The sequence below is a fragment of the Sphingomonas sp. RS6 genome (assembly GCF_054489705.1).
This window is the reverse complement of sequence record NZ_JBTMWM010000001.1, coordinates 968,143-994,858: the sequence shown is the minus strand read 5'-3', so window position 1 is coordinate 994,858 and position 26,716 is coordinate 968,143. Positions and strand designations below refer to the sequence as shown.

19 protein-coding genes and 1 tRNA gene are annotated in these 26,716 nt (G+C 67.3%); 12 read left to right on the top strand and 8 right to left on the bottom strand.

What is annotated here, in order from left to right:
- Nucleotides 1–101 precede the first annotated feature (101 nt).
- The 8 genes from ACX40Y_RS04705 (at nucleotide 102) to hemW (ending at nucleotide 10,288) form a co-directional block, all read left to right on the top strand.
- Entirely contained in the window at nucleotides 102–842 is a 741-nt protein-coding gene (locus ACX40Y_RS04705) for a FadR/GntR family transcriptional regulator (protein WP_459118358.1), read from the top strand.
- Nucleotides 843–1,045: 203 nt separating this feature from the next.
- Nucleotides 1,046–1,972 carry a Gfo/Idh/MocA family protein gene (locus ACX40Y_RS04700; RefSeq protein WP_459118357.1) on the top strand — a complete coding sequence of 309 codons (927 nt, stop codon included), beginning with the start codon at nucleotides 1,046–1,048 and terminating at the stop codon, nucleotides 1,970–1,972.
- Nucleotides 1,973–2,150: 178 nt separating this feature from the next.
- Nucleotides 2,151–3,320: an efflux RND transporter periplasmic adaptor subunit gene (locus ACX40Y_RS04695; protein ID WP_459118356.1), complete on the top strand. Its 1,170-nt coding sequence runs from the start codon at nucleotides 2,151–2,153 to the stop codon at nucleotides 3,318–3,320.
- Nucleotides 3,321–3,326: 6 nt separating this feature from the next.
- Nucleotides 3,327–6,518 carry an efflux RND transporter permease subunit gene (locus tag ACX40Y_RS04690; protein WP_459118355.1) on the top strand — a complete coding sequence of 1,064 codons (3,192 nt, stop codon included), beginning with the start codon at nucleotides 3,327–3,329 and terminating at the stop codon, nucleotides 6,516–6,518.
- Nucleotides 6,515–7,972 carry an efflux transporter outer membrane subunit gene (locus ACX40Y_RS04685; protein WP_459118354.1) on the top strand — a complete coding sequence of 486 codons (1,458 nt, stop codon included), beginning with the start codon at nucleotides 6,515–6,517 and terminating at the stop codon, nucleotides 7,970–7,972. The genes ACX40Y_RS04690 and ACX40Y_RS04685 overlap by 4 nt, the downstream gene beginning before the upstream one ends.
- 39 nt (nucleotides 7,973–8,011) lie before the next feature.
- Nucleotides 8,012–8,085: transfer RNA gene (locus ACX40Y_RS04680), tRNA-Gly, on the top strand.
- 298 nt (nucleotides 8,086–8,383) lie between these two features.
- Nucleotides 8,384–9,064 carry a GAF domain-containing protein gene (locus tag ACX40Y_RS04675; RefSeq protein ID WP_459118353.1) on the top strand — a complete coding sequence of 227 codons (681 nt, stop codon included), beginning with the start codon at nucleotides 8,384–8,386 and terminating at the stop codon, nucleotides 9,062–9,064.
- Between the two features lie 81 nt (nucleotides 9,065–9,145).
- On the top strand, nucleotides 9,146–10,288 hold the full coding sequence (gene hemW / locus ACX40Y_RS04670) for a radical SAM family heme chaperone HemW (protein ID WP_459118352.1): 1,143 nt from the start codon (nucleotides 9,146–9,148) through the stop codon (nucleotides 10,286–10,288).
- Between the two features lie 8 nt (nucleotides 10,289–10,296).
- Here the strand turns inward: hemW and ACX40Y_RS04665 are convergent, their stop codons facing one another.
- Entirely contained in the window at nucleotides 10,297–11,496 is a 1,200-nt protein-coding gene (locus ACX40Y_RS04665; protein ID WP_459118351.1) for a penicillin-binding protein activator, read from the bottom strand.
- A gap of 11 nt (nucleotides 11,497–11,507) precedes the next feature.
- Between ACX40Y_RS04665 and rsmI the strand changes: the two genes are divergently transcribed.
- The 4 genes from rsmI (at nucleotide 11,508) to ACX40Y_RS04645 (ending at nucleotide 14,453) form a co-directional block, all read left to right on the top strand.
- Nucleotides 11,508–12,341 (top strand): 16S rRNA (cytidine(1402)-2'-O)-methyltransferase, encoded by an 834-nt coding sequence (gene rsmI, locus ACX40Y_RS04660; protein WP_459118350.1) that lies wholly within the window; start codon nucleotides 11,508–11,510, stop codon nucleotides 12,339–12,341.
- 148 nt (nucleotides 12,342–12,489) lie between these two features.
- The gene (locus ACX40Y_RS04655) at nucleotides 12,490–12,849 is read left to right on the top strand and encodes a YraN family protein (protein ID WP_459118349.1); all 360 of its coding nucleotides are present in this window, start codon (nucleotides 12,490–12,492) and stop codon (nucleotides 12,847–12,849) included.
- 45 nt (nucleotides 12,850–12,894) lie between these two features.
- Nucleotides 12,895–13,854, top strand: coding sequence for a glutathione synthase (gene gshB, locus ACX40Y_RS04650; RefSeq protein WP_459118348.1), 960 nt, complete (start codon nucleotides 12,895–12,897; stop codon nucleotides 13,852–13,854).
- A gap of 17 nt (nucleotides 13,855–13,871) precedes the next feature.
- Nucleotides 13,872–14,453: a DedA family protein gene (locus ACX40Y_RS04645; RefSeq protein WP_459118407.1), complete on the top strand. Its 582-nt coding sequence runs from the start codon at nucleotides 13,872–13,874 to the stop codon at nucleotides 14,451–14,453.
- A gap of 6 nt (nucleotides 14,454–14,459) precedes the next feature.
- Here the strand turns inward: ACX40Y_RS04645 and ACX40Y_RS04640 are convergent, their stop codons facing one another.
- The 7 genes from ACX40Y_RS04640 to ACX40Y_RS04610 all read right to left on the bottom strand — a co-directional run bounded on the left by ACX40Y_RS04640 (nucleotide 14,460) and on the right by ACX40Y_RS04610 (nucleotide 26,711).
- Nucleotides 14,460–15,353, bottom strand: coding sequence for a tyrosine recombinase XerC (locus ACX40Y_RS04640; RefSeq protein WP_459118347.1), 894 nt, complete (start codon nucleotides 15,351–15,353; stop codon nucleotides 14,460–14,462).
- A 71-nt stretch (nucleotides 15,354–15,424) separates the two neighbouring features.
- Nucleotides 15,425–16,078 (bottom strand): fructose-6-phosphate aldolase, encoded by a 654-nt coding sequence (gene fsa, locus ACX40Y_RS04635; protein ID WP_459118346.1) that lies wholly within the window; start codon nucleotides 16,076–16,078, stop codon nucleotides 15,425–15,427.
- A gap of 71 nt (nucleotides 16,079–16,149) precedes the next feature.
- Complete coding sequence (locus ACX40Y_RS04630) at nucleotides 16,150–17,670, bottom strand: tryptophan halogenase family protein (RefSeq protein ID WP_459118345.1); 1,521 nt, start codon at nucleotides 17,668–17,670, stop codon at nucleotides 16,150–16,152.
- Between the two features lie 111 nt (nucleotides 17,671–17,781).
- Nucleotides 17,782–20,850: a TonB-dependent receptor gene (locus ACX40Y_RS04625; protein WP_459118344.1), complete on the bottom strand. Its 3,069-nt coding sequence runs from the start codon at nucleotides 20,848–20,850 to the stop codon at nucleotides 17,782–17,784.
- Between the two features lie 202 nt (nucleotides 20,851–21,052).
- A complete protein-coding gene (locus ACX40Y_RS04620) occupies nucleotides 21,053–21,772 on the bottom strand; it encodes a GDSL-type esterase/lipase family protein (RefSeq protein WP_459118343.1) in 720 nt (239 codons plus the stop codon).
- Entirely contained in the window at nucleotides 21,772–23,292 is a 1,521-nt protein-coding gene (locus ACX40Y_RS04615) for a carboxylesterase/lipase family protein (protein ID WP_459118342.1), read from the bottom strand. The genes ACX40Y_RS04620 and ACX40Y_RS04615 overlap by 1 nt, the downstream gene beginning before the upstream one ends.
- Entirely contained in the window at nucleotides 23,289–26,711 is a 3,423-nt protein-coding gene (locus tag ACX40Y_RS04610; protein WP_459118341.1) for a glycosyl hydrolase 2 galactose-binding domain-containing protein, read from the bottom strand. Before ACX40Y_RS04610 ends, ACX40Y_RS04615 begins: the two co-directional genes overlap by 4 nt.
- Nucleotides 26,712–26,716 lie beyond the last annotated feature (5 nt).

Sequence of the window (26,716 nt, the reverse complement as noted above, 5' to 3'; positions counted from 1 at the left end):
TTATATTATATATCGGGGTTGTCCAGCGACGCGGCTGGAGTACGATGCGGCAAACATATCGGCTGTACGCCGCGGGCAATATCAGGAAAGTCATCGCAAGAATGTCCACCCTCTCCGCTGAGCATATCGAGACGGTCCGATCCGGATTGGGGCGCAACCTGACCTATGGGATGCTCGACGCGCTCGGCCGGGCGATCGTCACCGGGCGATATGAAACCGAACCCTTCCCCACGGAGGCCGAGCTGGCGAAACAGCATGGCGTCAGCCGTTCGGTGACGCGCGAAGCGGTGAAGATGCTCACCGCCAAGGGTCTGCTGAGCGCCCGCCCGCGCCAGGGCACGGTGATCCAGCCGGCATCGTCGTGGAACCTGTTCGACACCGATGTGCTACGCTGGCTGCTCGAACGGCAATTCTCGGTCGATCTGCTGCGCCAGTTCAGCCAGTTGCGTATCGCGATCGAGCCCGAGGCAGCGGCGCTGGCGGCGCAGTTCGCAAGCCCCGCCGACCTGCACGAGATTTCCGCCGGCCTCGCCCGGATGGAGGCCGCCGAGCGCGGGCTCGACGATACGCTGGACGCCGATATCGCCTTTCACGTCGCCGTGCTGCGCGCCGCGAACAACCCCTTTTACGCCCAGTTCCGCGACATGGTGGCCACCGCGCTGCGCACCTCGATCCGCTTCACCAACCGGATCAAGGGCCGCACCGCCAGCGTGAGCGATCATGCCGCGGTGCGCGACGCGATCGCCGCCCGCGATCCGGGCGCGGCGCGCGACGCGATGCGCAGGCTGATCGGCGATGTGGTGGACCTGATCGAGACAGTGGAGGGCGCTGCCGCCGCGTAAGCGGGCATCCGCACCGCGAGCGCCGCCGGTCCTTCATGTCGGCGTAATTTGCCTCACCCGGCGGCACTTGCCGGTTTGCGATGCCCCGCCTGTCGGGACAGATTTCCGCCGCGAGGCATCATTAACGAGCTGAAGAACATGCCTTGATCCGGGTCGTCCGGCTCAATAGCAGGCAGCGAAGATCGGATAAATGGAGGGTGCAAATGTCGGAGCGAATTCGTCTGGGCCTGGTCGGGATCGGCAAGATCGCGCGCGACCAGCATCTGCCGGCGCTGGCGGGCGACGATCGCTTCGAGTTGGTGGCGACGGCCAGCCGGCATGCGACGGTGGACGGCGTTCCCGCGCACAAGGACGTCGAATCGATGATCGCGGGCGGCCATGGGCTGACCGCCATCTCGCTCTGCACCCCGCCCGATGGCCGCTATGATCAGGCGCGGATCGCGATCGAGGCCGGGCTGAACGTCATGCTCGAAAAGCCGCCGGCGGCGACGCTGACCGAAATCTTCGACCTGGCCGAGCGAGCGCGGGCGAAGGGCGTGACGCTGTTCACCACCTGGCATTCGCGCGAGGCAGCGGGCGTCGCGCCGACGCGGGCGTGGCTGGCGGGCAAGACGATCCGCGCGGTGCGCATTGCCTGGCGCGAGGATATTCGCCGCTGGCATCCGGGGCAGGAATGGATCCTGGCGGCCGGCGGGTTCGGCGTGTTCGATCCCGGCATCAACGCGCTGTCGATCGTCACGGCGATCCTGCCCGACGGGCTGCTGCTCGATCGTGCCGCGATGGAAGTGCCCGAGGGCCGCGCCTCGCCGCTGCGCGCGACGATGCACATGCGCAGCGGCGGCGCGAGCGTGACGGCCGAATTCGATTTCCTGCAGACCGGGCCGCAGACCTGGGACATCGAGATCGACACCGATGCCGGGACGATGCGGCTCGGCATGGGCGGCAGCATCCTGCAACTGCCGGGCGAGGCCGAGCAGAAGGCGCCGGACCGCGAATATCCGCGGCTCTATGCGCGGTTCGCCGAGCTGCTGGAGGCCGGCGAAAGCGATGTCGACGTGCGCCCGCTCCAGCTCGTCGCCGACGCCTTTCTGGTCGGCGACCGGACGGTGGGCGCGCCATTCGCCTTCTGACGCGCGGCGCCGCCCTGCCCCAATGGACACATTTTGCGACAGTTCTTTTGTGGCAGTGCGGAACAACGGCCTTTAGGTGACATTTTCGCAAGCACCGCATCGTCGCCCCGGCGGCGGTGCCCCAGCCAGCGGGTTTCGTATTTTGAACGTACCGACCAGCCTTTGCCGATCGGGCGCGATGCTCTTTGCGTCTGCGCTCGCACTCGCCGCCTGCAGCAGCGGCGATAGCGCCGGCGACAAGCGGCGCGGCCAGGCGGGCCCGCCCCAGGTCGGCTTCGTGGTGGTGCAACCGACCAACGTGCCGGTGACCGCCGAACTCAACGGCCGCGTCACCGCGTACCAGACATCCGAAGTGCGCCCGCAGGTGGCCGGGATCGTCCAGAAGCGGCTGTTCAAGGAAGGCACCGTCGTCCGTCAGGGCGAGACGCTGTACCAGATCGACCCCAGCCTGTACCGCGCGGCCGTGTCGCAGGCCGAGGCGAACCTTGCCAATGCGCAGGCGACGGCGGAGGCCGCGAAGATCCGTGCCGAACGCTACAAGCCGCTGGCGGACATGGAGGCGGTGAGCCGCCAGGACTATACCGATGCGGCGGCAACCGCGCGACAGGCGGCAGCCAGCGTCGCCCAGACCCGCGCCGCGCTGGAAACCGCGCGGATCAACCTGCGTTTCACGCGCGTCCCCGCCCCGATCACCGGACGGATCGGCCGCAGCCTCGTCACCGAAGGCGCGCTCGTCACCGCCAACCAGGCCGATCCGATGGCGGTGATCCAGCGGCTCGACCCGATCTTCGTCGACATCCAGGAATCGAGCAGCGACCTGCTCGCGCTGCGCCGCGCGCTGGCCACCAACGGCGTGCAGCCGGCCAGCGCCACGGTGCGGCTGAAGCTGGAGGACGGCGTCGGTTATGGCCGCACCGGCGTGGTCGAATTTTCCGAGGTGATGGTCGACCAGAGCACCGGCACCGTCACGCTGCGCGCGCGCTTCCCCAATCCGGACGGCGTGCTGCTGCCCGGCATGTTCGTCCGCGCGGTGTTCGCACAGGCGATCGATACGCGCGCCTTCCTCGTGCCCCAGGCGGCGGTTTCGCGCGACCCGAAGGGCAATGCGACCGTCTATGTCGTCGGTGCCGGCAACAAGGCGGTGGCGCGCACGGTTGTCACCGATCGCACGCAGGGGGCATATTGGGTGGTGACGCAGGGGCTGGCCGCGGGCGACAAGGTGATCGTCGAGGGCACCGCCAATCTGCGCCCGGACATGGACATCCGCCCAGTGCCGGCGACGACGCCGCAGAAGATCGCGCCGCCATCGCCGGGCGCCAAGGGCGGCGCCGAGGCCAAGGGCGGCTGATCGCCCATGTCCCGGATTTTTATCGACCGCCCGATCTTTGCCTGGGTCATCGCGATCATCGTGATGCTGATGGGCGCAGGCGCGATCTACTCGCTGCCGATCGCGCAATATCCCGACATCGCCCCGCCCCAGGTGAACATCAGCGCCAGCTATCCCGGCGCGTCGGCCGAGACGGTGCAGAACAACGTCACCCAGGTGATCGAGCAGCAGCTGACCGGCATCGACGGGCTGCTCTATTTCAGCTCGACCTCCAGCTCGCGCGGGCAGGTGACGATCAGCGCGACCTTCGAAAAGGGCACCGATCCCGATATCGCGCAGGTGCAGGTGCAGAACCAGGTGCAGCAGGCGCTGTCCCGCCTGCCCCAGCAGGTGCAGCAACAGGGGCTGCGCGTCACCAAGTCGAACCCCGATTTCCTGCTGATCGTCGGCGTCTATGATTCGACCGACAAGGACGACAATCGCGACGTTTCGGACTGGCTGTCGTCGAACATCCAGGACCCGCTAGGCCGCGTCGAGGGGGTGGGCGACACCAATGTGTTCGGCGCGCCCTATGCGATGCGGATCTGGCTCAATCCGGCCAAGCTCGCCAGCTTCGGGCTGATGCCGAGCGACGTCATCACCGCGATCCAGAACCAGAATACCGAAGTCGCCGCTGGCGAGATCGGCGGCCAGCCCCAGCCCGACAAGCAGATGCTGAACGCGACCGTCACCGCCCAGTCGCGGCTGCAGACGCCGGCCGAATTCGCGCAGATCATCCTCAAGACGCAGACCAACGGTGCCACCGTGCTGCTGAAAGATGTCGCGCGGGTGGAGCTGGGCGCCGAGAACTATAATTCGGTGAGCCGCGTCAACGGCCATCCCGGCGCCGGCATCGCGATCTCGCTCGCGCCGGGCGCCGACGCGCTCAAGACCGCCGAGCTGGTGAAGGCCAAGGTCGCCGAGTTCGCCCGCAACTTCCCGCCCGGCTACAAATACGCCTATGCGTTCGACACGACGGCGTTCATCAGCCTGTCGATCGAGGAGGTCGTCAAGACGCTGTTCGAGGCGATCATCCTCGTCGTGATCGTGATGTTCGTGTTCCTCCAGAGCTGGCGCGCGACGCTGATCCCGGCGATCGCGGTGCCGGTGGTGCTGCTGGGCACCTTCGGCGTCTTCTATCTGCTCGGCTTCTCGATCAACACGCTCACGCTGTTCGGGCTGGTGCTCGCGATCGGCCTGCTCGTCGACGATGCGATCGTCGTGGTCGAGAATGTCGAGCGGCTGCTCGACGAAAATCCGGGCATGAGCGCGCGCGACGCGACGATCGAATCGATGCAACAGATCCAGGTTGCGCTCGTCGCGATCGCGCTGGTGCTATCGGCGGTGTTCCTGCCAATGGCGTTCTTCGGCGGATCGACCGGCGTGATCTATCGCCAGTTCTCGGTGACGATCGTGTCCGCGATGGTGCTGTCCGTGCTCGTCGCGCTAATCCTCAGCCCGGCGCTCACCGCCGCGCTGCTCAAGCCGCGGCGCGAGGCGGGCGATGTCCGCCGCAGCTGGCTGGCCCGCCGCGCGCCGCGCGCCGCCGATGCCGTGGCGCGCGCGCGCGACGGCTTCAACAATCGGTTCGATCGCATGATCGAGTCCTATTCGCGCTCGGTCTCCTTCGTCGTCGATCGCAAATGGCTGTTCCTGCTGATCTATGCGGGCACCGTCGCGCTGCTGATCGTGCTGTTCACCCGCCTGCCGACCGGCTTCCTGCCGACCGAGGACCAGGGATCGGCGCTGGTCCAGTTCCGCCTGCCCGCCGGCGCCACCCAGTCGCGCACCCAGGCCGTGCAGTTCGCGGTCGAAGATTATTTCCTCAATCAGGAAGGCAAGAACGTCTCGACGATGTTCTCGGTCGCCGGCGGCGGCCGCGGCGCGAGCGGCCAGAACACCGGCCAAGCCTATATCAGCCTGGCCGACTGGTCGAAGCGAACGGGCCAGGAAAACAATGCCGATGCGATCATCGAACGCGCATCGGCCGCGTTCCGGAATTTCCGCGATGCGCAGGTGTTCGCGCTGGTGCCGCCGGCGATCCGCGGGCTCGGCCAGTCGAACGGCTTCACGATGGAGCTGCAGAATTCGAGCGGCATGTCGCGCGAGGACTTCGTCGCGGCGCGCGACAAGCTGCTCGCCGCGGCCAATGCCGATCCGGTGCTCGCGCAGGTGCGCCTGAGCGACCTGCCCGAAGTCGCGCAGCTCAAGATCGACATCGACCAGCGCAAGGTGGCCGCGCTCGGCATCAGCCAGTCCGACGTCAACAGCACGCTGTCGACCGCCTGGGGCGGCCGCTATGTCAACGACTTCATCGATCGCGGCCGCGTCAAGCGCGTCTATGTGCAGGGTGATGCGCCCTATCGCGCCGCGCCCGGCGACCTGTACGATTGGTTCGTGCGCAGCGACAGCGGCCAGATGGCGCCCTTCTCGTCCTTCGCATCGATCGACTGGGCGACCGCGCCCACCTCGGTCTCGCGCTTCCAGGGCATTCCCGCGTTTGAGTTCCAGGGCCAGCCGGCGCCGGGCCATAGCACCGGCGAGGCGATGGACCGGATGGAGGCGCTCGCCGCGCAGATCCCTGGCACCAGCGTCGCCTGGGCGGGCCTTTCCTATCAGGAACGGCTGTCCTCGGGCCAGGCGCCGTTCCTCTATGCGGTGTCGCTGCTCGTCGTGTTCCTGTGCCTCGCCGCGCTCTATGAAAGCTGGTCGATCCCGGTGGCGGTGTTGCTGGTGATCCCGCTCGGGCTGGTCGGCGCGGTGTTCGCGGTGACGCTGCGCGGGCTCCAGAACGACGTCTATCTCCAGATCGGCCTCCTCACCACGATGGGCCTTGCCGCGAAGAACGCGATCCTGATGATCGAATTCGCCGAGCAGGCGGAAAAGCAGGGCAAGCGCGTGATCGACGCTGCGATCGAGGCGGCACGCATCCGCCTGCGCCCGATCCTGATGACCAGCCTGGCCTTCATCTTCGGCGTTCTGCCGCTGGCGCTTTCGACCGGCGCCGGCGCCAACAGCCGCGTCGCGATCGGCACGTCGGTGATCGGCGGCATGCTCACCGCGACGATCCTGGCAATCTTCTACATCCCGCTGTTCTTCGTGCTCGTGCGCCGCGGCGTGCGCGACGGGCTGAAGGCGGTACGCGAACGGCTTGGCCGCAACCGGGAGGCCGAGGCATGAAGCTGCTGGTTCCGATCCTCGCCACCGCCGCGCTCGCCGGCTGCTCGATGGCGCCGCGCGACGTTCGCCCTGAGGCGCCGGTGCCCGTCACCTGGCCGGCGGGCGACGCCTATCTCCGCCAGAGCGAGGCGGCGCTGCCCTCGGTCGACTGGCGCACCCAGTTCCGTGATGCGCGCCTCCAGAAACTGATCGAGTTGGCGCTCGCGAACAATCGCGACCTGCGCATCGCCGCCGCCAATATCGCGGCGGCGCGCGCGCAGTATCGCGTCCAGCGTGCCGCGCGCTTTCCGCAACTCGACGCCACGCTGGGCGCAACCGAGCTTCAGGGCCAGCGGACCGGCACGGCCGGCAACGGCCTGCGATCGTCTTTTTCGGCCCAGGCCGGCGTCACCGGGTTCGAGCTCGACCTGTTCGGCCGGGTCGCCTCGCTCACCCGCGCCGAGCAGAATCGCTATTTCGCGAGTGAGGCCGGGGCGCGCGCGACGCGGCTGACGCTGATCGGCGACATCGCCAATGCCTGGCTCGCCTATGCCGCCGATGCCAGCCTGCTGCGCATCGCCGAGGAGACGGTGGCCAGCGCTGAGCAGAGCGTGCGGCTGACCCGGGCCCGGCTGCAAGGCGGGGTCGCGCCGCGCAGCGACCTGCGCCAGGCGCAACAGATCCTTGCCAGCGCGCAGGCCGATGTCGCCAGCCAGACCACCGCGCTCGCGCAGGACGTCAACGCACTGCGCCTGCTGGTCGGCGCCGAGATCGATCCCGCAATGCTGCCCGCCTCGATCGACCAGGCCGCGCCGACGATCGCCGAAGTGCCCGCCGGGCTCGATTCGTCGATCCTGCTGCGCCGGCCGGACGTGGTGCAGGCGGAATATACGCTGCGTGCGGCCAATGCCCAGATCGGCGCCGCCCGCGCCGCGCTGTTCCCGCAGATTTCGCTGACCGGCCTGCTCGGCTTCGCCAGCGATGCGCTGTCCAGCCTGTTCGCCGGCGGCGCGTTCAACTGGCAGGCGGGCAGCACGGCAAGCTATCCGATCTTCCGCGCCGGCGCCGGCCGCGCCAATGTCGCGCTGAGCGAGGCGCAACAGCAGGCGGCGCTCGCCAGCTATGAGCAGGCGATCCAGACCGCGTTTCGCGACGTCGCCGACGCGCTCGCCCGACGCGGCACGATCGCCGAGGAAACGCGCGCGACCAGGGCGCAGCTGGACGCGACCGCCGACAATTACCGGCTCGCCCAGGCGCGCTATCGCGGCGGCATCGACACGTTCCTCACCAGCCTCGACGCGCAACGCTCGCTTTACACCGCGCAGCGCCAGTTCGTCGCGATCCAACTGACCGCCGCGACCAACCTGGTCGACCTCTATCGCGCGCTCGGCGGCGATTCACAGCTCGACGCCACCCCGCAAGGCCCACGCCCCGCAAATGGCGCGTCGGCAAGCGACGACGGCACAGGCAGTTGACCGCACGCCCCCGATTGTGGCAGGCGGACTTCGCTGCGGGCGGGTATAGCACAATGGTAGTGCAGCAGCCTTCCAAGCTGAATACACGGGTTCGATTCCCGTTACCCGCTCCATTCCTTCCCGACTGATCCCGACATGGCGGCGCGGAAGCGCGCCCGCATGGTGTCCGTCAGTTCATCGTATCGCGGTCGCCAATCAATCTGCTCCGGTGCGGATTCGTTACGCAGCATCGACCCGAATAGACCATATACCTTCACAATATAGCATCTTTTCACAACACGTTCTGTTCGCGTAACGAAACCTTATAGCTTCACCTATTTTGACGGTTACCTAACATCATCGACATGACAAGATCGTTGCAGATCATGATGTCTTGGGCCAATCTTTCTGGACAGGCCGAGGCGTGGCGGAATGATTCGAGAAACGTTCAACAACAGCGACGAACGACTGGCGGAGGTGCGGCGGCAGACCCGGGTGCTGACCAGCGGCGTGCTCGGCATGCGCGGCGATGCCGAGCTGTCCGAAATCGTGACCGAGGCCGCGACGGCGATGCGTTTTCCGTTCGCTGCCGTCTCGATCGTCGATCATTCGCAGCTGTGGCTGGCCGCCACCTATGGCTTTGACCCGCGCGAATTCGCCCGGCCGGACAGCTTCTGCGATGCCGCCATCCAGGTTCCGGGCTTCAAGCCGCTCTGTGTCGCCGATGCATGGGGTGAGCCGCGCTTCAAATTCGCGCCCGCCGTGGTGGAGATGAACGTCCGCGCCTATTATGCCGCCCCGCTGGTGACCAGTGACGGCTTTGCGCTCGGCACCTTGTGCCTGCTCGACCAGACGCCGCGAACGATGGATGCGGCGGGGCTACGGCGGCTGGTAGCGCTCGCCAGCAACGCCACTGCGGTGATCGACCGCGAACCCAATGCCGTCGCCTATGCGCAACTCGCGATCGCCGAGCTTTGCAGCCGGATCAGCTTCGCGATCGCCGACAAGGACGATGCCAAGGTCGCGCTGCTCGACGGCGAGCTCCGCCGGCTCGAAGCGAAGCTCAAGGGCGAGTGGCAATCGGGAGCGCCGGCCGGCGAGGCGCAGGCCTGACCCACCGTCGTTGACGGGTGGGCGGCGCGCCCGCCGGCTTGAATGCGCGTACCGGCTCGTCTACCGGCTGCGGCACCGCCCATGACCGCCGATTCCACCCCGCTCGCACTGTATGTGCATTGGCCGTTCTGCGTGTCCAAATGCCCTTATTGCGATTTCAACAGCCATGTCCGCGAGCGCGTCGACCAGGCCGCCTGGCGCAATGCGCTGCTCGCCGATCTCGCGCATGAGGCGACGCAATTGCCGGGGCGGCGGCTGGGTTCGATCTTCTTCGGCGGCGGCACGCCTTCGCTGATGCCGCCCGAAACGGTGGCGGCGGTGATCGCGGCGGCGGCGCGGCACTGGCCGTTCGCCGACGATATCGAAATCACGCTCGAGGCCAATCCCTCCTCGGTCGAGGCGGCGCGCTTTGCCGACCTCGCCCGCGCCGGGGTCAACCGTGCGTCGCTGGGGCTACAGGCGCTCGACGACGATGCGCTGCGCTTTCTGGGCCGCGCGCACGGCGTTGACGAGGGGCTGGCGGCGCTCGAGACCGCACAGCGCGCGTTCAGCCGGGTGAGCTTCGACCTGATCTATGCCCGGCCCGGCCAGTCGCTCGGCGAGTGGGAGGCCGAACTGGCGCGCGCGATCGGCTTCGGCACCGAGCATCTGTCGCTCTATCAACTGACGATCGAGGCCGGCACGCGCTTTGCGACGCTGGCGGCGCGCGGCGAGCTGACGATCCCCGATGGCGACAGCGCCGCCGACCTGTTCGAGGCGACGCGCGCGATCACCGCCGCCGCCGGGCTGCCCGCCTATGAAGTGTCGAACCATGCGCGGCCCGGCGCCGAGAGCCGCCACAATCTGACGTACTGGCGCTATGGGGACTATGCCGGGGTTGGGCCCGGGGCGCATGGCCGGCGTGGCGGGCTGGCGACGGTGCGCCACAAGAAGCCCGAGAATTTCATGAGCGCGGTCGCCCGCAACGGCCACGGCATGGCGAGCGAGGACGCGCTCATGCCGCACGACCGCGCGGTCGAGGCGCTGCTGATGGGCCTGAGGCTGGGCGAGGGCATCGATCTCGCCCGCATCGCCACGCTGGCGGGCGGCGAGCCGCCGCTCGATGGCCAGGCGCTCGACCGGATCGTCGCGCAGGGGCTGGCGGTGCGCGAGGGGCGCCGGCTCCGTGTCAGCGAAGCCGGCATGCCCGTGCTTGAGGCGATCCTGCGCACGATCGTGCGCTGAACGCCCGCTCAGTTGACCGAGGCCGGTGCCTCGGACACGGTGACGATCGCGCCGTCGCGCACCTCCTGCACCTCCAGCGCGCGCTGGGCGATGCCGTCGCGGCCGAAGCGGAACGCGCCGTCGACGCCGCCAAAATCGCGATTGACGAGCAGCGCGGCCGGGAAATCGAGCCCCTGGCGCCAGTCGCGCGCGATCCGCACGGTGAGCAGCACCGCATCATAGCCGAGCGCGGACAGGCGATAGGGCGCGGCGCCGAAGCGGGCGCGGTATTTCGTCGCATATTGGCGATAGACGCCGTCGGGCACGCTGGCGAACCAGGCGCCGTTGAGCGCCGGACGGCTGGCGACCGCGGTTTCGGCGTTCCACAATTCGGTGCCGAGCACGCGCGCGGCGCGGCCATTGGGCGCCCGGCGGATCACCGGCACCGCCGTCACCGCCGTGCCGGCGCTGCCCGCGATCAGCACCGCCTGATAGGGTGTGCCGCCGAGCTTCGCGATCGCCGCGTTCATCGAGCCGGGCCGGCCGTCATAGGTTTCCATCGCCAGCACCTTGCCCCCGGCATCCTCCACCGCGCGCAGGAACGCGGTCGACGCACGCTGGCCATAAAGGCCGGCGGGGATCAGCCCGGCGAAATCGGTGATGCCGTTCGACTTGGCATAGCCGACGACGCGCTCGATCGACTGGACCGGCGAATAGCCGAGCAGGAACACGCCGCCCCCCGCCGCGCTGACATCGTTCGAGAAGCTGAGCACGGGCACATGCGCCTTGCGCGCGGCCGGGGCGACCGCGCGTGCATCCTCGCCCAGCAGCGGGCCCAGGATCAGCTTGTTGCCATCGGCGATGGCCCGCTCGGCGGCGGCGGCGGCGCCGCCCGGCATCGTCGTGTCATAGCTGGTGATGCGGATCGCATCGGTGCCGGTGTCGAGGATCGCCAGCTGCGTCGCGTTCTGGAGCGAGCGGCCGAGGCCCGAATTGCTGCCGGTCAGCGGCACGAGCAGCGCGACGCGGTGCCGTGCCTCGTCCTGCGGCAGGCCGGGCTGGATCGGCGCGGGACGCTCGACCGGCTTTTCCACCGGCGCGGGCTTTTCCGGCGCCGGAATCACGCGCGGTCCGCCCGCGCAACCCGCGGCAAAGAGCGCCACCCCCATCACCGCCCAGCGGAACCGGGCGAAAAGCCCCGGTTGCGATCTGCTGTTGCCCTCTGCCATGACTCTCCCCGATGGAACCTGTACTCGCGCCCGGCCTCTATATCGTCGCCACCCCGATCGGCAATCTCGGTGACCTGTCGCCGCGCGCCAGTATGATACTCACGCAAGCCGATGTGGTTGCAGTGGAAGACAGCCGTGTGACAGCGGGGCTGCTCCGCCATATCGGCGTGAAGCGACCGATGCTGCCCTATCACGATCACAATGCCGATGCGGTGCGCCCGGGGCTGATCGCGCGGATGGCCAGCGAGGCAGTGGCGCTCGTCTCCGATGCGGGCACGCCGCTGATCTCCGATCCCGGCTACAAGCTGGTGCGCGACGCGCGCGCCGCCGGCCATGCGGTGGTGACGATCCCCGGCCCCTGCGCCGCGATCGCCGCGCTGACGCTGGCGGGGCTGCCGACCGACCGCTTCTTCTTTCTCGGCTTCCTGCCGGCCAAGGCGCATGCGCGGTCGGAGGCGATCGCCGAGGTGGCGGGGATCAAGGCGACACTGATCCTCTACGAATCGGGGCCGCGCCTTGCCGCGTGCCTCACCGCGCTGGCCGAGGGGCTGGGCGATCGCGAAGCGGGCGTCGCGCGCGAGATCACCAAGAAGTTCGAGGAATGCGTGACCGGCACGCTCTCCACCCTCGCCGCGCGCTATGCCGAGGCACCGCCCAAGGGCGAGATCGTCATCATCGTCGGCCCGCCCGGCGAGGCGCCGCCGGCCACGGCCGAGGATGCCGACGCCGCGCTCGCCGAAGCGCTGACCCGCCTGCCCGCCTCCAAGGCGGCGGGGGAGGTGGCGAAGCGACTGGGGCTCGACCGCAAGGCGCTCTACGCCCGGGCGATGGAGATGAAGGGGTGACGCCACGTCACGCCCACTCGGTCGTCATCCCCGCGCAGGCGGGGATCCATTGGGGGCGCCGGCTCGGTTCCTTCCCCCAGCGTCACGGCGAATGGATTCCCGCCTCCGCGGGAATGACGACTGGTTGTGCGGCGATGGACGAGACCAGGTGAAAAGCCCGAAGCGCCAGGCCGCCGAGGCACGCGGGCGCGACGGTGAGCGCCGCGCCGCCTGGTGGCTGTGGCTGCGCGGGTGGCGCATTCTTGACCAGCGGGTGCGCACCCCGGCCGGCGAAGTCGACATCGTGGCCAGGCGCGGCAATCTGGTCGCCTTTGTCGAGGTGAAGACGCGCAAGTCCCCCGCCGAACTGGACTTCGCGATCGACGAGCGCCGCCTCGCCCGCGTCGCCGCCGCGGCCGAGCTGCTGATGCCGGTCTATGCCGGGCCGGGCGACGATATCCGCGTCGACGTGATCCTCATTGCCCCACGCACCCTGCCTCGCCATATCGAGAATGCCTGGATGGGGTGACTTACTCGAATAAGTCACCTATAGCAGACCCCAATAGGAGGCCGAATGTCGCTCACTGTCGCCGTGCAGATGGACCCGCTCGATTCGATCAACATCGCCGGGGATTCGAGTTTCGCGCTGATGCTCTCGGCGCAGGCGCGCGGCCATCGGCTGTTCCACTATGCGCCCGAAGACCTCAGCTATCGCGAGGGGCGGGTGTGGACGCGGGCGCACCCGGTGACGGTGCAGCGCGTCGAGGGCAATCATTTCAGCTTCGGCGATCCGGTGAACCTCGATCTCGGCGAGGAGGCCGATGTCGTGCTGATGCGGCAGGATCCGCCGTTCGACCTGGGCTATATCACCGCGACGCACCTGCTCGAGCGGATCGCGCACCGCACGCTGGTGGTCAACGACCCCGCCAATGTCCGCAACGCGCCCGAAAAGATCTTCGTGCTCGATTATCCGCAGTTCATGCCGCCGACGCTGGTGACCCGATCGCTCGACGAGGCGCGCGCCTTCCTGGCCGAGCATGGCGAGATCGTCGTCAAGCCGCTGCACGGCAATGGCGGCAAGGCGATCTTCAAGATCGGCCAGGACGGCGCCAACCTGTCCTCGCTGATCGAGGTGTTCAACACCGCCTATCGCGAGCCGCACATGGTGCAGGCGTTCCTCCCCTCGATCGCGCAGGGCGACAAGCGCATCGTGCTGGTCGATGGCGAGGTGGCGGGCGCGATCAACCGGCTGCCCGGCGAAGGCGAGATCCGTTCAAACCTTGCGGTGGGCGGATCGGCGGCGAAGACCGAGCTGACCGACAAGGAGCGCGAAATCTGCGCCGTGCTGGGGCCGGAACTCAAGAAGCGCGGGCTCCTTTTCGTCGGTATCGACGTTATCGGAGGGCAATGGCTCACCGAAATCAACGTCACCTCGCCGACGGGCATCGTCGCGATCGACCGGTTCAACGGCACCGACACGGCGGCGCTGATCTGGGATGCGATCGAACGGCGCGTCGCCGCGATGCCCGGCTGAGCTGACGCGCGATGTGGATGCTCGCCTGGGGCTATTGGGGCATTTTCCTGCTGATGGTGCTGGAAAACGTCATCCCCCCCGTGCCGTCGGAGGCGGTGATGGGCGTGGCGGGCATCGGCGCGGCGCGCGGGCAGTTCAACCTCGTCGCACTGGTGCTGGTCGGCACCGCCGGCTGCATCGTCGGCAACCTCTTCTGGTGGGAGATCGGCCGCCGGATGGGCTATGAGCGGCTCAAGCCGTTCATCGCGCGCTGGGGCCGCTGGCTGACAGTCGAATGGGCCGATGTCGAGCGGCTCAAGGCCTATTTCGATCGCTGGGGCGGGCCGACCGTGTTCCTCTTTCGCTTCATGCCGTTCGGCCGCACGATCATCTCGCTGCCGGCCGGGCTGATGCACATGCCGTTCTGGCGCTTCGTCGCCTATACCGCCGCCGGCAGCGCGATCTGGAACGCGATCCTGATCGGGGTCGGTTATGCGCTCGGCACCACCTTCGACGAGATCGAACGATGGGCGACGCCGGCAATAATCGGCGTGCTGGTGCTGATGCTGATCGGCTATGTCTGGCGCGTCTTCACCTGGAAGCCGCGCGAACAGGCCTGAACCGGATCAGGCGCGCGGATGCGCCGCGCGATAGACGTCGAGCAGGTGCGCGGCATCCACCCCGGTATAGACCTGCGTCGAGCTGAGGCTGGCATGGCCGAGCAGTTCCTGGAGCGCGCGCAGATCGGCGCCGCGCCCGAGCAGATGCGTGGCGAAGCTGTGGCGCAGCGCATGCGGCGTCACGCGATCGGACATGCCAAGCTGTGCGCGCGCCGTACGAACCGCGTGACGGATCGCGCCGGGCGGCAGCGGCCCGCCCTTGGCACCGCGAAACAGCGGCCCGTCGCGAGCGATTCCCCAAGGACAGGCGACAACATAAGCCTCGATCGCCTGACGAACCTGCGGCAGCAGCGGCACGATCCGCGTCTTGGCGCGCTTGCCAACAACGCGCAGCGTATCGCCGAGCGGCAGCACCGCGCCGGTGAGCGCCACCGCCTCGCCGATGCGGAGGCCGGCGCCGTAAAGCAGCAGCAGCACCGCCCAGTCGCGCGCGGCGATCCACGGTTCGCGCGCCTGATCCGATGCCCAGTCGGCGAGCGCGACCGCCTCGGCCGGGGCGATCGGGCGCGGCAGCCCCTTCTTCACCTTCGGCCCGCTCAAGCGCGGCAGCGCCGCCTTCTCGCCGCCGGCGAATTTCAGAAAGGCGCGGATCGCCGAAAGCTCGCGCGCGGCCGAGGCGTTGGAAAGCCCGTCATTCCGACGATATGCAAGAAAGGCGCGCAGATCGGCATTGGTGGTGTGCGCCAGCGCCGCCCGGTCGACCGCCCCGCCCCAATGACCCTGAAGAAACGAAATCAGCCGCACCGCCGTCGCCTCATAGGCGCGCACGGTGTGCGCCGAGCGCCGCCGGTCGCGCGCCAGATGCTCGGCGAACAGACGGGGGAGCGGACGATCGATCATCACACCCCAGCCCTATACCCGACACGCTCTGCGCGCCATCGCCGATCGGCAATGGCGCGCGGCGTGCGCGATCAGGCGATCGTCTGGCCGGTCTTGGCCCAGTCGGCCATGAACGCCTCGATCCCCTTGTCGGTCAGCGGGTGCTTGACCAGCTGCTTGATGACGGCGGGCGGGGCGGTCATCACATCGGCGCCGATCTTTGCGGCCTGGAGCACGTGCACCGGGTGACGGACGCTGGCGACCAGGATCTCGGTGCCGAAATCATAATTGTCATAGATGGTGCGGATGTCCTCGATCAGGTCCATCCCGTCGAAGCCGATATCGTCATGCCGGCCGACGAACGGCGAGATGAAGGTCGCGCCCGCCTTGGCCGCGAGCAGCGCCTGGTTGGCCGAGAAGCACAGCGTGACGTTGACCATCGTGCCGTCGCTCGACAGCGCCTTGCACGCCTTCAGCCCCTCGAGCGTCAGCGGCAGCTTCACCGCGACATTGTCGGCGATCTTCCGAACGATCTCGGCCTCGCGCATCATGCCGTCATAATCGAGCGCGACGACCTCGGCCGACACCGGGCCGTCGACGATGCCGCAGATCTCGGCGACGACTTCGAGGAAGTTGCGGCCCGACTTGTGGATCAGCGACGGATTGGTGGTGACGCCGTCGAGCAGGCCGGCATCGGCCAGTTCGCGAATGTCGTCGATGATCGCGGTATCGGCAAAGAACTTCATGGGGATCGCCTTTCGGATTGCGTTTGCGCGGCCCCTAGCCCAGCCGGGCGGTACCCGCAAATGCTTGCGTGTCAGCGGCCGGCCAGGGCACCGATCGATTGCAGGAACTGATGGTGCGGCACCGCGAGTGCGCTCGCCCGCGCAATCGCCTCGCGCATCCGGCCGAACGCACCCGCCAGTTCGTCATCGGTGAAATGATCGGCGAGCGGATCGTAGCGATCGGGCATCAGATCGAACCCGGCATACATTGAAAGCCAGCTGGGATCGCGGAACGATTCCCACTCATAGCGGGCAAAGACACCACGGCTGCGGAACAGCCGCAGCTTGTGATCGAGCACCTCGGGCAGACTCGCTGCACGACACGCATCCCACATCGGCTCCCCCACCCGGCCGTTCGCCCAATAATGCAGCAGCAGGAAATCGCGGATTCGCGCATATTCGAGCGTGGTGATGCGATTGAATTCGCCGGCAAGTTCGGGCGCGAAGCCGCGATCGGGCAACAGATTGCCCAGCCGTTCTATGCCCGACTGGACGAGCGTGAGGCTGGTCGATTCGAGCGGTTCGAGGAATCCCGCGGCGAGGCCGAGTGCGACGCAGTTTTTTTCCCAGAAGCGTTCGCGGTGTCCGGTGACGAAGCGGATGAATCTCGGCTCGCCCAGCGCTTGTCCCTCCAGCCGCGCGCGCAGGACCGCCTGCGCCTCATCGTCGGAAAGGTGTGCGCTCGCATAGACATAGCCGTTGCCGACGCGGTGCTGGAGCGGAATGCGCCACTGCCAGCCGGCGGCAAGCGCGGTGCTGCGGGTATAAGGCGTCAGCCCCTCCCCGCCGATCGCGCACGGCATTGCCACCGCGCGGTCGCACGGCAGCTGATCGCGCCAGTCGACATAAGGCACGCCGAGCGCGTCGCCGAGCAGCAGGCTGCGAAATCCGGTGCAGTCGATGAACAGATCGGCCTCGATCGTGCGGCCGTCGGCCAGCGTCACTCCGGTCAGAAGCCCGCTGTCGCCGTCGCGCGAAACACGCGCCACCGTGCCCTCGACATGGCCGACGCCGCGCTGACGGGCGATGCGGGACAGCAGGCCGGCAAACAGGCCGGCATCGAAATGGACCGCCCAGTCGAACACGCCTAGATCGTTGAGCGGCGTCTCCGCAGGCGGCATCATCAGCCCGCGCATCGCCATTTCGGTCGCCAGGCAAAAGGCGTCGATCGGGGTGGGATCGCCGGCACGGCGCCGCTTGAGCCAGTAGTGGTGGAACCCGACCCCGCGCGATGCGATGCCGTACAGGCCGAAAGGGTGGAAGAAATCATGACCGGGCCGCGCCCAGTCGCGAAACTGGATGCCCAGCTTGGCGGTGCCCATCGCCTCGCGCAGCACCGTCGCCTCGTCGACGCCGATCGCGCGGAAATAGTCACGGATCGCCGGCACCGTGGCTTCGCCGACGCCAACCGTGCCGATCTCCGGACTTTCGAGAAGGGTGATCGTGACCGGCTGGCGTTCGAGCAGCCGCTCGAGCAACGCCGCCGCCATCCAGCCGGCGGTGCCGCCGCCGACGATCAGGATCGAACGGATCGCTCCCTGGGTATCGCGCATGGCACCCTCCTAAAACGAAGCGCCGCGCCGCGATAGCGCACTATGCGCTGGCGTGCCGGACAAAGAGACGCGCCCCAGCCGGGAAGGCCGGGGCGCGTAAGGGGACAGGGATCAGAACTTGGCGCGGACGCCCGCCATGAACCGGCGTTCGTAGATATTGTTGTACGCGCGCTGGTCCGGATAGACGATGTAGTAACGCTCATACTCACCGGTCAGGTTGGAGGCCTGGCCATAGATGGTGAAGTTGCGGGTCAGGTCATAGCTGATCGATGCATCGACATAGTTGGTCGGCGCCTGATAGAGTTCCGAACCTTCGAGCCCGCCGACGAAGTTCGACTGCACCGCGCGCTTCGAGCGATAGTTCCACGCGACGCGCGCCTGGAGGCCATGACCCTGATAATAGAGCGCGGCATTCGCCTGATACTTCGAGTTGTCCTGGAACGGAATGTCCTCGCCAGCCAGATCCTTGTCGCCGGTGGTCGACGGCGAATAGGTGAAGTTGGTGTCGATGCCGAAGTCGCTGAGGAACGTCGGCATGAAGCCGAGATCGCCGAACGACTGCTTCCACGACGCCTCGATTCCCTTCAGCGTGCCACCCGCGCCCTGGACGAGCGTGTTGATCGGCACGGTCCGGTTGCGCACCACGCCGTCATTGTCGGGCAGATCGGAACGGTAGATGATGCCGTTCTGGATGAAGCTCTGAACGTCGATATAGAACGCGGCCACGCTCACCATCGACGCGCGGCCGATATAGAATTCGAGCGAGGCATCGAGATTGTCGGCACGCCACGGATCGAGATCGGGATTGCCGGCCTGGCTGCCGCCGGTCACGCGGAACAGACCGGTGGAGGTATCGATCGCGTAGTTCGGCGTCAGACCACCACCCCATTGATCGAGGTTGAGCAGCGTCATCGTCCGCGAATAGGCGAGGCGCAGGCGCAGCTTCGGGTTGAAATCGAATGCGAGGTTGAACGCCGGCAAGATGTCCGTGAAGTCGCGGCGCGTGACCAGATCGCCCGCATCCTCATTCGACAGGCCATAGGGCAGCGGACCGCCGACGATGTTCTGGCGGATATCGAGCTTGGTGTTGATCACCCGCGCGCCGCCATTGCCGCGAACGGTGATGCCGCCGAGCTGCAACTCCTTGAAGTTCAGCTGGAAATAGCCCGACCACTGCTTGATGCCGACATTGTACGACGCGCCCGGATTAAGATGCTCGACCTCGCCCGGATAGAAGCTGTTCTGGAACGACAGCGCATCGTCCATCGCATGCGGATCGAGCACATAGATCGCCGGCAGGCCGGCGCCCGGCAGGCTATATTGCTTGACCTGGCCGTTGAAGGCCGCGTCGGTCGCCTTGCGGGTCAGGCCGGCGGTGTAGAAGCCATTTGCATCCCCCGCCGAACAGGTCGAGTCGTTGACCGAGACGTCGAACGCCTTCCACTTGACGAGGCAGCCCGCGGCGTTGCTGGCGCCCTGGCCGGCATAGACCGGCGCAACGCGCTCGAACTGGTAATTGTCGGCGGAACGCTCGGTGTAGCGTACGCCTGCCGCAATCGTGAACAGATCGCTGGCATCATATTCGGCGTCGAAGCGGCCGACCTTCAGGTCGGAACGGCGACGATAATTGTCTTCCGACGACATCGTCTTGAGTGCGTAGTTGCTCGGATCGGCGAGCAGGGCGGTGAGCTGCGTCGGCAGCGTGAACACCGGCTGGTCGCCGCTATAGTCGACGGTCGCCTGGAGCGAATTCAGGCCGGCGCGGGTGTTGACCAGATAGCCGTTCGGATTGAACGCGCGATCGCCGCCGAGCGAATCCGGATAATGGCCGATGCCGCCCGGCTGCCACTGGGTGCCGTCGGTCAGGCTGAACTGCAGGTAGCTCTGGTCCTGATACTGGTGGGCCTTGCCATAAAGGCCACGCAGCGTTGCGCGGAAGCGGCCGCCATTGTCGTAATGCAGCTCGACATTGTAGTTCTGCGACTGCGACTTCCAGCGATAGGTTTCCGAATAGGAATCGAAATTGCCGAGATCGTACTGATAGACCTGCGTCGTGTTGACGTTGTAGCCGCCCGAGGTCGCACCAGTGTCGCGCGACTGGGTGGGGATGAACTCCGCCGCCTGCCAGTTGACGTCCTGCATCTGGATGCCGGCGGTGCGGTTATACTGCGTCTGATGCGTGAAGAAGCCGTCCGCGGTCAGCGTCAGCGCCTCGCCCAGCTTCGCTTGGAACGAACCGTTGATGCCGAGCCGCTGGCGCTGGGTGATCCGCTCCCAGGCGGTGAAGCCCTGCGGCACGATGAACGTATCATTGGCATCGCCGTCACCGTTGACATCGATGCCGCCGTCTACCGCAGTACCGCGCGGACGCGTGGTGGTGGTGCAGCCCGGCGCCTGCGGTGAGAAACCGCCGCAGCTGGTGGCATCGGCGAGGCTTTCGTTATGGAGCGTGGCGCCATAGCCTTCCTGAATGCCGTTGTGCGAGTTCGACAGGTTGAGGTCCGAATAGGCCGCCGAGACGAGGAAGCCGACGCGATCGTTCTTCCAGCCGATCAGGCCGTTGACATTCGGATCCCAGCTCTTGGTCTTGTCACCATAGGAACCTTCCGCCGTGCCGGCGAGCGTGAGGCCGTTCGTCAGATCGAACGGCCGGCGCGTGCGCAGGTTGACCGTGCCGGTGATGCCGGCGTTGAGCAGATCAGCCGTGGTCGACTTGATGACGTCCGCGCCCGAGAAAAGCTGCGAAGGGATGTCGTTGAAGTTCGGCTGGACGCTGGTGATCGAATTGGCGCCCAGATACGCTTCGCCGTTGAGCAGCGTCGTGACCTGCGGCAGGCCGCGGATGTTGATCGCGGCGCCTTCGCCTGCATCGCGGCGGATCTGCACGCCGGTGATGCGCTGAAGCGAGTCCGAAATCGTCACGTCGGGCAGCTTGCCGATATCCTCGGCGGAGATCGCATCGACAACCGAAGCGGCATCGCGCTTCACCTCGATGGCGCGCGCCTGCGATGCCCGGATGCCGGTGACGACGATCTCATCACCCATCTGCGCCTCCTGGCCGGCAAGCGGATCAGCCGAGGTGGTGGCGTCCTGCGCCCAGGCGGCAGTGCCCTGGACGAGGCAGAGAACAGAGGCCGCGCACAGCAGGCGGCCGCGAATGCGGTGGAAAGGCTGCACCATGTGAATACTCCCAAGCAACATGGGAAAGGCGCAGCAGCGGACGCGAATTCGGGCGCCCCCCTATCCTCTCCCATCAGGAACTGCGGCTTTTCGCCGTCTGTCCTCGCCTTCTAACGGCAAAAGCCAGGGAACCGTCAACTTAAATATTTCAAATTTTCTATTTATTGATCGAGGTGTTGCATGCGTGCAAAACAGGCGGGGTTCAGGCGAGGTCCAGTTTGCGAAGAAGGGGCAGCAAAACGCTCTCCATCCTCAAATATCCTGGCTCGGTGGGATGCACGCCATCGGACGCGAGGCCCGGTTGCATCGCCCCCTGCGGCGTAGCGAGCACCGGATGATAGTCGACATAATGGGCGCCGGTTTGCGCGGCATAGTCGCGAATCCAGTCGTTGAGCGCGCGGATCGGCGTGACCGTATCGAGCCCCGGCCGCCATCCGAACGCGCCGGCGGGGGGCACCGATGCCAGCAGCACCTCAATCCCGTGCGCGCCGGCCAGCTCGCGCATCGCCGCGATCATGTCATGGCTCATGCGTGGCGACATCGGCCCCGTGTTGCCGGCGATATCGTTGGTGCCGCCCATGATATGCACCGCGCGCGGGCGCAGCGCGATCACATCGGCCATCATGCGAACCAGCATCTGCGGCGTCGTCTGCCCTCCAATCCCCCTGCCGAAGCGGCCGTCGACGAAGAAGCCCGGCCGCTTGTCGCGCCAACCCTGGGTGATCGAATCGCCCATGAACACGACGCGGACCGGCGCGCCCGAGGCGATCAACGCCGCGTTATCGCGCGCATAGCGGCCGAGATCGGGCCAGTCGAACAACTGCTGGCGGGTTCTTTCGTCCGGAACACAAGCTGCCGCGGCGCGGGTAGCAATCGGCGTTGCAAGCGCACCGGCGAGCAGCGAACGGCGGGGAAACGGCATCACAGGGTCTCCAGCAGCGAGCAGATCGGCTGGCGCAGATGAGAGCGGACATGCACGCCGCGCGCATTGATCGCGACGTAGCGCGCCGATGCCGCATCGAAATGCGGCCAGGCCGGCTGGCCGCGCGCGCCATTCGGATCGCCGGTGGCAGCGAAGTCGAGCCAGTAGCGCTGAAGCGAAATGCCGCCCGCGAACGACAACCCGTCGAACAGATAGGGCAGTTCCGACCCGTGGCTGCTCAGCCCGCCATCCTTCGCCAGATCGAACTCGTAGCGCCATACCGGCCAGCCCTGCTTCGCCAGCAACGTCGACAGCGTGCCGGTGGGACACCGGAAGATGAGGTCGGTCGAAAGTTCGAGCGCGGGGTGACCCAGTCGGGGATCGGCGGCGCGCGCAGGTTCGTCGAAACGGTATAGCGACCTGGCAGTCCCTGCCTTGTCGCCAAAGCCGAACGCGATTGCAGCGGCGAGATCGATCGAGCCCTTGGCCGGTCCGAACTCGGCGCGGCTGGAGCCGATGAGGACCGGCCGTGGCGGCGCCTTGGCAAGCAGCGCGCGCGGTGATTCGGGCAGCACCGCGCCGTCGATCTGGGTGCGCAACCACGTCATGGTGTTCCACACCGATGCAGGATCGGTGATCACCGGGTCGCGCAACTTGAGGTCTGCGGCGAGCAGGGCGGCAACCGGGGCCTGCCGCATGCGGGCGATCGATCCCCCGGCACCGAGCAACTGATCCGCCTGGTCGCCGAGGGCCAGCGCCTCGCGCAGCGGCCGGAACGGCATGCCGAAGCCGGGCGTCCCGCTCTGCATCGCCGCACGGGCGAAAAGGCCCCGGGCAGCGGGCGCCGCGAGCAGCAGCGACACATCCTCGGCGCCGGCGCTCTCGCCAAAGATCGTCACATTGGCCGGATCACCGCCGAAGCGGGCAATGTTGCGCTTCACCCACCGCAGCGCCGCGATCTGATCCATCAGGCCGTAATTGCCCGCATGGCCCTTCGCATCGGCAGCGCCCCGATGTGCCAGAAAGCCGAGAATCCCCAGCCGATACTGGATTGCGACCAGCACCACGCCACCGTCGGTGATGCGGGACTCGACCGTCCCGCGTGCCGACCCGGCAAGGTTCGAACCGCCGTGGATCCACAGCATCACGGGCCGCTTGCCGGTCATCGATGGTGTGCGGACGTCGAGCGTCAGGCAATCCTCGCTGGCATGCGCGGCATCACCCGCATTCCAGCCATAGTCGTTCTGCGGACAGGCCGGGGCAGCATGACGCGCGTCGCGCGTGCCCGACCAGCGGCGCACCGGTTGCGGTGGCGCCCAACGCAACCGCCCCAGCGGCGGTGCGGCATAGGGGATGCCGCGAAACACCAAGGCGTCCCCAGCCCGAACGCCTTCGACCCATCCTCCGGTCACAAACGCTCTTTGCGCGGCCGCAGTGACCGGCGCCGCCGTCGCCGGGGTGGCAGGAACTGGCAGCGATGCCCAGCCCAGCGCGACCGCGACAAGCGCGACGTGATTCACCGGCCGCCCGCCACGGCCTTGGCCGACGCGACGTTCCAGCCCCGCAGCGTGAGATGCGGCGGCGCGGTTTCGTCCGATGCGGGATAGCGCACGGTCACCGTCCGTCGCTCGCCGGGCAGCAGTGAGACGTAATTGTCGCTATAATAGGCTGGAAGGATGCGCTTGCCCTCGCCGTCAACCAGCGTGAGTTTGGCGTTGAGCGCGGGTACCGTGCTGCGGTTCACCAGCGTCACCGCGACCGCCCGATCCTCACCGTCGAGACGCGGCGCGCTCGCCGTCATCTCCAGCGGCACCGTCGCCAGCCCGTCGAGCGCGCGATAGGCGGCGGTGTCGCGCCCGCGCCAATAGAAGTTGCGCGAGATCACCGCACCCTTTGCGTCGCTCAGCGTCAGTTCGACCAGCAGCATCGGGCTGGCGATATACAGCTTGTCGAGCGGCACCGGATCGAGCGCGGTGACCCGGTTCGCCCGCGCATCGACCTTGTCGGTCCGTGCGAACAGCTGGAGATTGTCGAGGCTGACGACGCGCGTCTTGGCGATCAGCCCCTTGGCATCGTCGCGCGTGGTGTTGAGCACGACGAGCCTGTTGTCGGGCAGGTTGAGCTGGACATGCAGCGGCTCGGCCGCGGTCTTGGCGCCGTAGTAAGAGGCCTGGGTGTCGTAATCCCAGCTGTAGATCTGCCACATGTTCGACGGCCAGGCCGGGTGCGTCATCCACAGCAGGCGGCCGCTGTTCTTGGTCCACAAATGGCCGAGGAACCCCTCGAACATCGCCTTGTGCGTCTCGAGGTTCATCATCTGCGCCTTGCGCTCGAAATCCTCGAAGCTGGTGGCGGCGCCGAACATCGTGTCGAGCGTGGCCATGAACGTCTTGGTGTCGCCGTTCCCGCCGAAATGCCAGTCGTGATAGGCCATCGTGTCGGACAGCGGCCAGCGATCCTTGGCCGGCACCGCCGCCGCGACCGATTCGAGCGTCGACAGTGACGCCGTGCCCGTTTCGACCGAGAAGCCGGTCGCGAGATCGGTGAAATAGCCCACCGGCGGGCGATAATTGTACGGCCCCGAACCTTGCAGGTTCACCATGTTCGAGCTGCCGGTGTACCAGCGCGTGCCATCGAGTTCGCGGACGACACGCTCCAGCCCTTCGTTCAGCGTCGGATAGGGCACGCCTTCGTTGCGGCCGAACCAGACGATGATCGACGGATGGTTGCGGTATCGCGCCACGGTGTCACGGGCGTTGTCGAGGAACAGGGCGGCGTCGTCGGGCTCCACCTGGAAATTCTGCGTCGACTGCCAGAAATCGTTGAGCACCATCATGCCGTTCTCGTCGGCCAGCTCGAAGAATTCCTCTTCGTCGTTGTTGCCCATCCAGTTGCGGATGATGTTCATGTGCGCCTCGCGCTGGAGGCGGAAATAGGGCGCCAGCCGTTCGCGGCTGACCTGCTTCATCGCATCGTCCATGCCCCAATTGCCGCCGCGCGCGGCGATCTTCACACCGTTGACGCGGATCGCTAGATGCGGCTCGGGCAACGTCTCGTCGGGGATCGGCGTCACCGCCTTCGATGTTTCGCCCGCGGGGGTCAGCGATTCGGCCCAGCCGGTCGGGCTCTGCTTGATCGCTTCATGGCGGACGTCGATCAATTGCTGCCCTGCGAGCGCGCCGTCGGTCATCTGAACGTTCACGCGGCGCAGCTGCCCGGCATGATCGAACAGCGACAGATCGTAGCTCACCTCGCGGATGCCGAAGCGCAGCCGACGCGTGTCGCTGGACTGGCCATTAGCGGCAAGGTCGATCGACAGGTCGTGCAGCGCGGGGTCGCCATAGCCGTTGGGCCACCACAATTTGGGATCGCGCACGGTCAGCTGGCGGAATTCGGACGGCGCAAGCCGCACCTCGCTTTTGCCCGGTGCGGCGTTGACCGTCTTGACCACGCTGACATCGTCGAACGCCGCGCTGACCGTGACGGGCGTCGCCGCGGTGCCGTGATTGTCGATCGGCACGGTGATGTAGACATCGGCGCTGTCGGTGCGCGGCAGCGGCAGATCGGTCACGACGTGCGGATCGCCGATCGTCACCGGGCCGGTCGCCACCAGCTCCACCGGGCGCCAGATGCCGGTGTTGCGATCGCGGATGCCGGGGATCCAGTCCCAGCCCTCGGTCGCGATGAAGGTCGGGCCGTCGATCGCCAGCTGCCCGCCATTTTCGCCGACGCCGCCCTTGATCGACTGTTCATGCGGGATACCCGGATGCGGCGGCGGCGAGACCCGCACCGCGATCACATTCTCACCGGCGACCGGCGTGATCGCAAACTGGCCGCGGATGAACGCACCGCGCGTGCCGCCCACGCGCGCGCCGTTCACCCACACCTCGGACGCATAGTTGATGCCGCCGAACACCAGGGTCAGCCGCTTGCCCGCCGCCTCGGGCGGCAGGGTGAAGCTGGTGCGATACCAGTAATCCTGCCGCGCCAGGCTCTCCGGAATCTTGAGGTTGTTGAGCCCGTAATAGGGATCGGGATAGACGCCGCGATCGACCAGCGTGGTCAGCACCGTGCCCGGCACCGTGGCGGCATACCAGTCGCCCTTGGGGTTGCCGGGGCGGGACAGCGCCGCGCCATCGCCGTCGACGCCCGGCGCGGCGGCCAGCTGCCAGCCATGCACCTGCCAGCGCCCGGCGGCCTCCGGGGTGAGCGCGGGCACCACTGGCACTGGCTTGGCGACGGGCTTGCTATAGGCATCGTCGCTGTGCGGGAGCGTCCAGGGGTCCTGCTGACGGGTCAGGCCGATATTGGCGCTCTTCTGGAACTCCCAGCCGACACCGACCTTCCACATCTGCACCAGATCGAAATCGGGCGCCCGCGCCGCTTCGGCGGCAAGCGCATCGGCGCTCAGCGCGGAGTCGCGAACCTGCGCCTCGATCAGCGACCCGCCGAAATGCGGCTGATCCGCAACCGCCGGTGCAATCGCGATTTTCGGCGCGACCGATGCATTGCCGGCCGATCCCTCGGCCACCTGCCGGCCATTGGCATAAAGGCGCACGCGGCCATCGTCGATCACCACCGCGACATGGGTCCAGCGCCCCGCGGCGATCTTCACCGACGATCGCACCTGGGTGTCGCCCGCGCGATAGACCAGCGCGCCATCCTGCATCACCAGGCACCGGCAGGCGCCCGCCGGATCGCCCAGCGCGATCAGCGTCACGCGCCCGCGCGGCGTCGCATCGGGATTGACCCAGGCAGAGATCGTCGCACGGGCATCCGCCGCGACCAGCGCCTCGCCGCCGGTGAGTGGCCGCTCGATGCCGACGCCACCGGCGAGGAACGATGCATTGTACGGCCCGGCATTGTCCGGCGCTGCGGCCCGCGCGGTCACCGTGAACATCGCCGCCCCCGCCATCAGAGCCATGGTAACATGACGCATGCTTC

Excerpts from the sequence above, each read along its gene's own strand:
- ACX40Y_RS04705 (WP_459118358.1), top strand. The coding sequence starts at position 102 with ATGTCCACCCTCTCCGCTGAGCATATCGAGACGGTCCGATCCGGATTG.
- ACX40Y_RS04700 (WP_459118357.1), top strand. The coding sequence starts at position 1,046 with ATGTCGGAGCGAATTCGTCTGGGCCTGGTCGGGATCGGCAAGATCGCG.
- ACX40Y_RS04695 (WP_459118356.1), top strand. The coding sequence starts at position 2,151 with ATGCTCTTTGCGTCTGCGCTCGCACTCGCCGCCTGCAGCAGCGGCGAT.
- ACX40Y_RS04690 (WP_459118355.1), top strand. The coding sequence starts at position 3,327 with ATGTCCCGGATTTTTATCGACCGCCCGATCTTTGCCTGGGTCATCGCG.
- ACX40Y_RS04685 (WP_459118354.1), top strand. The coding sequence starts at position 6,515 with ATGAAGCTGCTGGTTCCGATCCTCGCCACCGCCGCGCTCGCCGGCTGC.
- ACX40Y_RS04675 (WP_459118353.1), top strand. The coding sequence starts at position 8,384 with ATGATTCGAGAAACGTTCAACAACAGCGACGAACGACTGGCGGAGGTG.
- hemW (WP_459118352.1), top strand. The coding sequence starts at position 9,146 with ATGACCGCCGATTCCACCCCGCTCGCACTGTATGTGCATTGGCCGTTC.
- ACX40Y_RS04665 (WP_459118351.1), bottom strand. The coding sequence starts at position 11,496 with ATGGCAGAGGGCAACAGCAGATCGCAACCGGGGCTTTTCGCCCGGTTC.
- rsmI (WP_459118350.1), top strand. The coding sequence starts at position 11,508 with ATGGAACCTGTACTCGCGCCCGGCCTCTATATCGTCGCCACCCCGATC.
- gshB (WP_459118348.1), top strand. The coding sequence starts at position 12,895 with ATGTCGCTCACTGTCGCCGTGCAGATGGACCCGCTCGATTCGATCAAC.
- ACX40Y_RS04645 (WP_459118407.1), top strand. The coding sequence starts at position 13,872 with ATGCTCGCCTGGGGCTATTGGGGCATTTTCCTGCTGATGGTGCTGGAA.
- ACX40Y_RS04640 (WP_459118347.1), bottom strand. The coding sequence starts at position 15,353 with ATGATCGATCGTCCGCTCCCCCGTCTGTTCGCCGAGCATCTGGCGCGC.
- fsa (WP_459118346.1), bottom strand. The coding sequence starts at position 16,078 with ATGAAGTTCTTTGCCGATACCGCGATCATCGACGACATTCGCGAACTG.
- ACX40Y_RS04630 (WP_459118345.1), bottom strand. The coding sequence starts at position 17,670 with ATGCGCGATACCCAGGGAGCGATCCGTTCGATCCTGATCGTCGGCGGC.
- ACX40Y_RS04625 (WP_459118344.1), bottom strand. The coding sequence starts at position 20,850 with ATGGTGCAGCCTTTCCACCGCATTCGCGGCCGCCTGCTGTGCGCGGCC.
- ACX40Y_RS04620 (WP_459118343.1), bottom strand. The coding sequence starts at position 21,772 with ATGCCGTTTCCCCGCCGTTCGCTGCTCGCCGGTGCGCTTGCAACGCCG.
- ACX40Y_RS04610 (WP_459118341.1), bottom strand. The coding sequence starts at position 26,711 with ATGCGTCATGTTACCATGGCTCTGATGGCGGGGGCGGCGATGTTCACG.